This is a genomic window from Geopseudomonas sagittaria, from assembly GCF_900115715.1.
GTDB classification, from domain to species: Bacteria; Pseudomonadota; Gammaproteobacteria; order Pseudomonadales; family Pseudomonadaceae; genus Geopseudomonas; species Geopseudomonas sagittaria.
This window is the reverse complement of record NZ_FOXM01000028.1, coordinates 24960-31158: the sequence shown is the minus strand read 5'-3', so window position 1 is coordinate 31158 and position 6199 is coordinate 24960. Positions and strand designations below refer to the sequence as shown.

Genomic DNA, 6199 nt, shown 5'->3' with positions numbered 1-6199 from the left:
TTCATGGTCTGGAGCGTTGTAATCGTTACATTCCCGCTATGTTCGAAGCACGCCCTTACGAACTCATAGTCCTGAGGATGTGCTGAGGGGCAGTTAATGGCCCTAACTCTGTGAGAGCAGACAAAGGGATTGGGTGTCTGGTCAGTGCAGGGGAATTGCAGATGGAGCTTGTTTGGGCTACTGAGGATTTTGTGATCGCAGGGCAACCCTATCCGGGGTTCCCGATTCTGCTTTGGGACTCGATGGAAAGCTGCGGCCCGGCCAACCTGTTCCTTCGTCACTACCTATTGCGTGGCCACATTGGCTCAAAGCGATCCTGGCCCAGCACAGGTCGAGCGCTGTACGACTTTTTCAGCTTCCTCCAGGCCCATGAGCTGGACTGGCGCGACGTTGATCGTGGTGAGGCCAAGAGCCTTGTGGCGGCCTATCGGGACTACTGCCTGGTGGCGTGCGAACTGGCACCGAACACCACTCGCCAGCGCCTGCATTACATCTGCAAGTTCTACGAGTTCGCGCTGAGCCAGGGGTGGGTGCAGCGCCCGCCCTTCGCCTATGAAGAACGCAGCGTGAAGTGCGAAACAGGCGTCCTTGCCCATGTCGATGCCAGTGGTGGCAAGGCCATGGCAAACGATGTGATGCCGCGTAGCCACAAGGCCCTGCCCAAGTTCCTGAGTATGGCCGAGATCAAGGCGCTCCTCGCCGCAGCGGAGAACCCCCATCACCGGATTATGATGCGCCTGGCACTGCATACGGGTCTGCGCCGCGAGGAAATCGCCGCCTTCCCGCTGGCCTATGTCTTCGACCCGGATAGGGCGAGAAGAACCGAACGGAACCTCCGCATTCAGCTCGATCCGTTCGACGGCAGCGGCATGGTGACCAAGGGCAGCAAACCGCGAGATATTTATGTCAGCCGCCAGCTCATGGCCGAACTCTACCGCTATGTGTCGAAGGTGCGCGGCGAGCGTGCTTCGCTGAGCAAGACGCCACAAAGGGCGCTGTGCCTCAACCGGTTCGGGGAGCCCTATGGCGAGGACGGCAAGAGCCTCAACCGGATCATCCGCGACGCCGGCAAGCGGGCCGGAATCAAGGCCCATGCGCACAAGCTCCGGCATACCTATGCCACCCATACCTTGGTCAGCCTTCAGCGCAACCCTTCGAGCGGGCTGGAGCCCCTGGTGTTCGTTCAGCGGCAACTCGGCCACAGCTCGATTCAGACGACCATGGCTTACCTGCATCTGGTCAACGAAATGGCCGACGAGGCGGTGCTGGCCTATGACGACGAGTTGAACGCACTGGCGGGCGCGGCCTGATGGGCAAGCGCAAGGTATTTGCCAAGACCGACCTCGATGTCCCGCAAGTCGAGCACAGCCGCGACGCGACAGGCAATGTCGTCATTCTGCCCGAGGCCATCCCTCCGACGAACACCACGGTCAAATTCGGGCGGAACGCTTCTAGCGCACGGAGCTTTGACTTTGCCCGCTGGTACGGTGCCGGCATCGCCCCCATCACCTACGCCTGCCAGCGCCAGATCGAGCGCTTCCTCGCCGGCCAGGAGGGCGCCGTCGCGGCCAGCACCGTGGCTAACTACTGCAACAATGGGCTGCGCAATTTCCTCGACTTTTGCGTGCTGCGGGCGCCGGCTTTTGGCCGTGATCTGGCCCTGGCCGATGTGAACCGGGACCTGATCGACGGCTATCTCTGCCATATGGCAAGGCAGGGCGTGGCGACTACCTCTCAGAAGACCCAGTACACGCAGACCAAGTCCGTGCTGCACGCCTTGGGGCGGCGTGGGCTGATCCCGCTGGTTGCCTCCGGCGATGAGGCCACCTTCCCGCGCAGCCCCTTCCCGAACAGCAACCGGAAGTACAAGGGCGAAACGGCGCTGTCCAACCGCGAGCGGCAAGCGCTCACGGTGGCGCTGCGCCAGGCAATCAAGCCGATTTGGGCCGACGACGCGCCTGTGACCGGCAAATTGCTGGCCTTCGCCCTGCTGGTCGTGGCGCTGCACACCGGACGCAATACCACGGCGCTGCTGGAAATGGGCCGCGACTGCCTGCGCCGACACCCCAAGGACAACACCGTGTTCCTGGTGCTGTGGAAGCGGCGCGGTTACAACACCAGCAAGGTGGCGCTGCGCGCCGAGTCGGACGCCGAGCGCCTGCTGGAGTCCACGCCGAGCGTGAGAACCAACGTGGAGCGCCTGATCCGCCGCGTGATGGCCCTGACCGAGCCCCTGGGGGCAGAAGCCCCGGAAGACCTCAAGGGCCGCGTGTGGCTGTATCGCACTCGCCAAGGTAAGGGGGTCGGTCAAGTCACGGCGTTGAGCGAGAAAATGTTGGCTAGGGCGACAGATCGCCTCGTGGCCGAGCATCGTCTGACCGGCAGCGACGGACAGTCGCTGCGCATCAACGTCTCGCGTCTGCGCAAGACCTTCGCCAACCGCATCTTCGAGCTGAGCGATGGCGACCTGGCGGTCACCGCCGTGGCCCTCGGCAATAGCCCGCAGGTGGCCGACCGCAACTACCTGGCGCCCAACGCGAATGTCCGCCGCAACTGGCAGTTCATGGGCGAGGTACTGGTGCAGGAGTTGCTGACTCGAACCATCGGTGCGACCTACAGGGACACTCCCATGGGCCGCTGCGCCGACCCGGTGAACGGCCAGTACGCCCCGAAGCGCGAGGGCGCGATTTGCATGAACTTCATGAACTGCCTGCGCTGCAAGCACTACGCGGTGACCGCCGAGGATCTGCACAAGTTGTTCAGCTTCTACTTCCGCGTGCTGGCCGAGCGCTCGCTCATGGACAAGCGGCGCTGGGTGCAGGAGTACGCCCACATCCCCCGCTTGATCGACCACTACATCGTTGCCGAGGGGCTGCGGCGCGGCACCTTCAAGGCGACTGCCGTGAATGCAGCCCGCGAGCGCGCCCGCACCCAGTCGCACCCGTTCTGGTCGGTTGATCTGATCGTCAGCCTGGAGGTCTTTGCATGAGAGGCAACACTCTGGCAGCGCTTCCCTGGGCAACCCTTACCGCCCAGCCGGTCGATGTGCGAGGGCTTCCCGGATACGAACGCGACGCGCTGATCATCAACGCCATTCAGGTCGATGTGCAGTGGGTAATACGTAGCCGATACGGCGACGACACCTGGCAGCTCGACGGCTTCACCAGCAACATGGCCGCAAGCCAGAAGCGGCTGAACTTCAGCTCCGTCCCTCCGGCGTTTCGGGCGGTGATGAGGGCGATGTTGTACCGCTACCTGCGGCGTGGGCGTCAAGGGGCAGGTCAGCCTAAAGGCATGGTGGTGCGCCAATGTTTCTCTGCTGCAAAACCATTCCTACGTCACCTGGAGGCGCTCAAGCTCGACCACCTGGGCACGGTGACGCCTATGGTCTGCGCAACCTATGTGGCCGCCTGCAAGGCGCACCGGCAGACTAGCCGATCCGTGGGCAAGCCGCTGTCGCAGAATGCGCTGGAGAAACGTTTCAGCGCCGTCGAAGCGCTGTATGAACTCAGCCAGTACACCGACGACCCGATGCCACAGCATCCCTGGCCCGAGACTTCCGCGAAGGCGATGGCGGGACTTACCGGCGACGTCCGGGGCGGCAAGACACCGCTGATCCCCGATGATGTGTTCTGCACCCTGTTCGAGCGGGCCGACCAGCAGGTCGAGCGCGGCAAGCCACTGCTTGATCTGCGCGACGCGCTGGATGCCCTCGCGGCGCAGCGTAAGGGGCATAGTGAAGGTGTCATTAGGGCCAAGAACCGTCACTTGGATGCCCATGGTTGGGAGGGCGGTCTGAGGGCATTCAACATGGCGCTGAACGACCTGCGCACGGCCTGCTACATCGTTCTGGCCAGCACCTCCGGCTGCCGCAATCATGAGCTGGCCAACGTGCAGTCCGGCGCGCACCATCGCACCCAGGACGATGACGGCAACGTCTTCCACTGGATGCGCTCACGGTCGGACAAGACCGATGCAGGCGTGCATGACTGGATGATCCCTAAGGCGGCAGTGCGTGCCCTGCGCTTGATGGAGCGCTGGGCCGCACCCTATCAGGCCATAATCGCCGCCGAGATCGTGCAGCGGCGCTGGACCAACCCGCATGATCCGCAGATCGCCGAGGCGCAGAAGCACCGCCATGCGCTCTTTCTCGGCGTGAGTTCGGGAGAGGTGCGTACGCTCTCGAATGGCACTTGGGGCTCCAACCTCAGGGCATTCGCCAAGGATTGCGGGCTGAGCTGGAATCTTGCCAGCCATCAGTTCCGTCGCAAGTTCGCCAACTACGCTGCGCACAGCCGCTTCGGCGACCTGCGCTACCTGAAGGAGCACTACGCCCACTGGTCGATGGACATGACCTTAGGCTATGCGATGGACGAGGGCTGGGGTCAGCACTTCGATATCGAGCTATACGCCGACATCCAGGCCGAACTGGAGGACATTAAGCTCGGCGTCGTCGAGACGTGGCAGGGCGACGAGCTCCTTTCCGGTGGCTATGGTCGTGCCCTCAAGCGCTGGCAGCGCGAACCGGAGAACTTGCTGATCTTCAAGGATCGCGCCTCGATGCTGACATCTATTGCCGAGAGTAGCGCGATCCGCAGCAACGGCCATGCTTGGTGCACTGCTGACAGCGATGGCTGTGTGGGCAACACGCTTGAGCGCACCCGCTGCGGCGATTGCGACAATGCCGTAATCGGGCGCGGCCATGCGGCCATCTACCAGCGGCTCTACACCGACCTCAAAGAGTTGCTGGACTGCCTGGACATTGGCGAGGGTGGTCGCCAGCGCGTCCTGCGCGATCTTCAGCGCAGCCGTGAGGTACTCATGCAGCTTGGCATCGATCCGGAGACACGAATCGCATGAAGAGCAAGGACAAGACAGCCAAGTACAAGCCCGCCGAGGATCGTGAGAAGGATTTGAAGCTGGCTCTATACCGCATCCAGCGGGGGCGTTCACATAGCGGGGAAACCAAGGTCAGTATCGCCGCTGTAGCCCGCGAGGCGGGCGTTTCGACGGCGCTGATACACAACCACTACCAGAGCATCGCCGAAGTAATCCGCGAGGTTCAGGGGCGCTCTAGCCGCGCCATGCGCGATGTGAAGCATCAGGACTTGATTGCCGAGCGCAAGAAATCGCAAGCGTACCGACAGGAGATCAAGGAACTGAGCGCCAAGGTCGCCCGTCTGGCCTCGATTAACGAGGTTCTGCTGGACGAGAACGGGGTGCTGAAGGCCAAATTGAACAACCGTAGCGTGGTCGATCTAGCCTCCAAGAAGCCCCAGTAATAGGTATGCCCTCGCCAAGCCAAGCCAAGCCAAGCCAAGCTTCGCTCGACTCATAGCCACTGCAACCCACCCAGGGTGAGTCCTGTCAGAACCAAATAGCGCCCAGCCTTGGCCACGGTAACGATGGCGAGAAAGCTCCAGAAAGGCTCTTTCATCACGCCCGCCATCACAGTCAGTGGATCACCGATGACTGGAACCCAGCTAAGCAACAGAGACCAGCGCCCGTATCGGTGGTACCCGGCTTGGGCCTTAGCCAGCTTTTCCGGACTCACGGGAAACCAGCGTCGATAACGCCAGTGCTCAATGCAGGTGCCCAGCCACCAGTTGACGGCTGAGCCGAGCACATTCCCGAGGGTCGCGATGACCAGCAACTCTGCAACGGAATACTCGGCCTGAAGCAGCAGGCCAACCAGTACGGCTTCGGATTGCAGAGGCAACAACGTCGCTGCGCCGAAAGCCGAGAGGAACAGCCCGGCAAATGCCATCAATTCCATTCAACAGTCGGCCAGATCACAGTAGCTCAATGCCGAAGCGCCGCACCGCAAGCGCGAACAGCCCGAAGCAAACGACCGTGATGACCACGCAGGCCAGCAGCGTCAGCCAGAAACCCAGGCGCGGCAGCAGCGCCGGGAAGGCCAGGAACATCGGCAGAGTCGGCAGCACGTACCAGAAGGTGTACCAGGCATGGTTGGCGATCTTTTCCGGCGATTGCTTTTCCACATAGAGCCAGATCAGCGTCAGTACCGTGATCATCGGCAGGGCAGCGATCAGTCCGCCAAGCCTGTCGCTGCGCTTGGCGATTTCCGATACCAGCACCACCACGGCGGCGGTCAGTGCGTATTTGGTGATGATCCAGGTCATGGATGCCCCCCAGGGGTCAGGCCTCAATGGCGGTAGCGCGATTGCGCTGGAGTTTT

The 6199-nt window shown here is 62.3% G+C and carries 6 protein-coding genes; 4 read left to right on the top strand and 2 right to left on the bottom strand.

Features of this window, described 5'->3' with window-relative positions:
- Positions 1 to 161: 161 nt before the first annotated feature.
- The 4 genes from BM297_RS20625 to BM297_RS20610 are packed head-to-tail and all read left to right on the top strand — an operon-like array spanning position 162 to position 5282.
- Positions 162 to 1310: a tyrosine-type recombinase/integrase gene (locus BM297_RS20625; protein WP_092428586.1), complete on the top strand. Its 1149-nt coding sequence runs from the start codon at positions 162 to 164 to the stop codon at positions 1308 to 1310.
- Positions 1310 to 2989 carry a hypothetical protein gene (locus tag BM297_RS20620; RefSeq protein WP_092428588.1) on the top strand — a complete coding sequence of 560 codons (1680 nt, stop codon included), beginning with the start codon at positions 1310 to 1312 and terminating at the stop codon, positions 2987 to 2989. The genes BM297_RS20625 and BM297_RS20620 overlap by 1 nt, the downstream gene beginning before the upstream one ends.
- Positions 2986 to 4860, top strand: a complete 1875-nt coding sequence (locus tag BM297_RS20615) for a site-specific integrase (RefSeq protein WP_092428590.1) — start codon at positions 2986 to 2988, stop codon at positions 4858 to 4860. The genes BM297_RS20620 and BM297_RS20615 overlap by 4 nt, the downstream gene beginning before the upstream one ends.
- Entirely contained in the window at positions 4857 to 5282 is a 426-nt protein-coding gene (locus BM297_RS20610) for a TetR family transcriptional regulator (RefSeq protein ID WP_092428592.1), read from the top strand. Before BM297_RS20615 ends, BM297_RS20610 begins: the two co-directional genes overlap by 4 nt.
- Before the next feature lie 50 nt (positions 5283 to 5332).
- Here BM297_RS20610 and BM297_RS20605 read toward each other — a convergent pair whose 3' ends face one another.
- Together BM297_RS20605 and BM297_RS20600 are read right to left on the bottom strand one after the other, a co-directional pair.
- Positions 5333 to 5776: a YqaA family protein gene (locus tag BM297_RS20605; RefSeq protein WP_092428594.1), complete on the bottom strand. Its 444-nt coding sequence runs from the start codon at positions 5774 to 5776 to the stop codon at positions 5333 to 5335.
- A 16-nt stretch (positions 5777 to 5792) separates the two neighbouring features.
- On the bottom strand, positions 5793 to 6143 hold the full coding sequence (locus BM297_RS20600; protein WP_092428596.1) for a DUF3147 family protein: 351 nt from the start codon (positions 6141 to 6143) through the stop codon (positions 5793 to 5795).
- Positions 6144 to 6199: the final 56 nt, after the last annotated feature.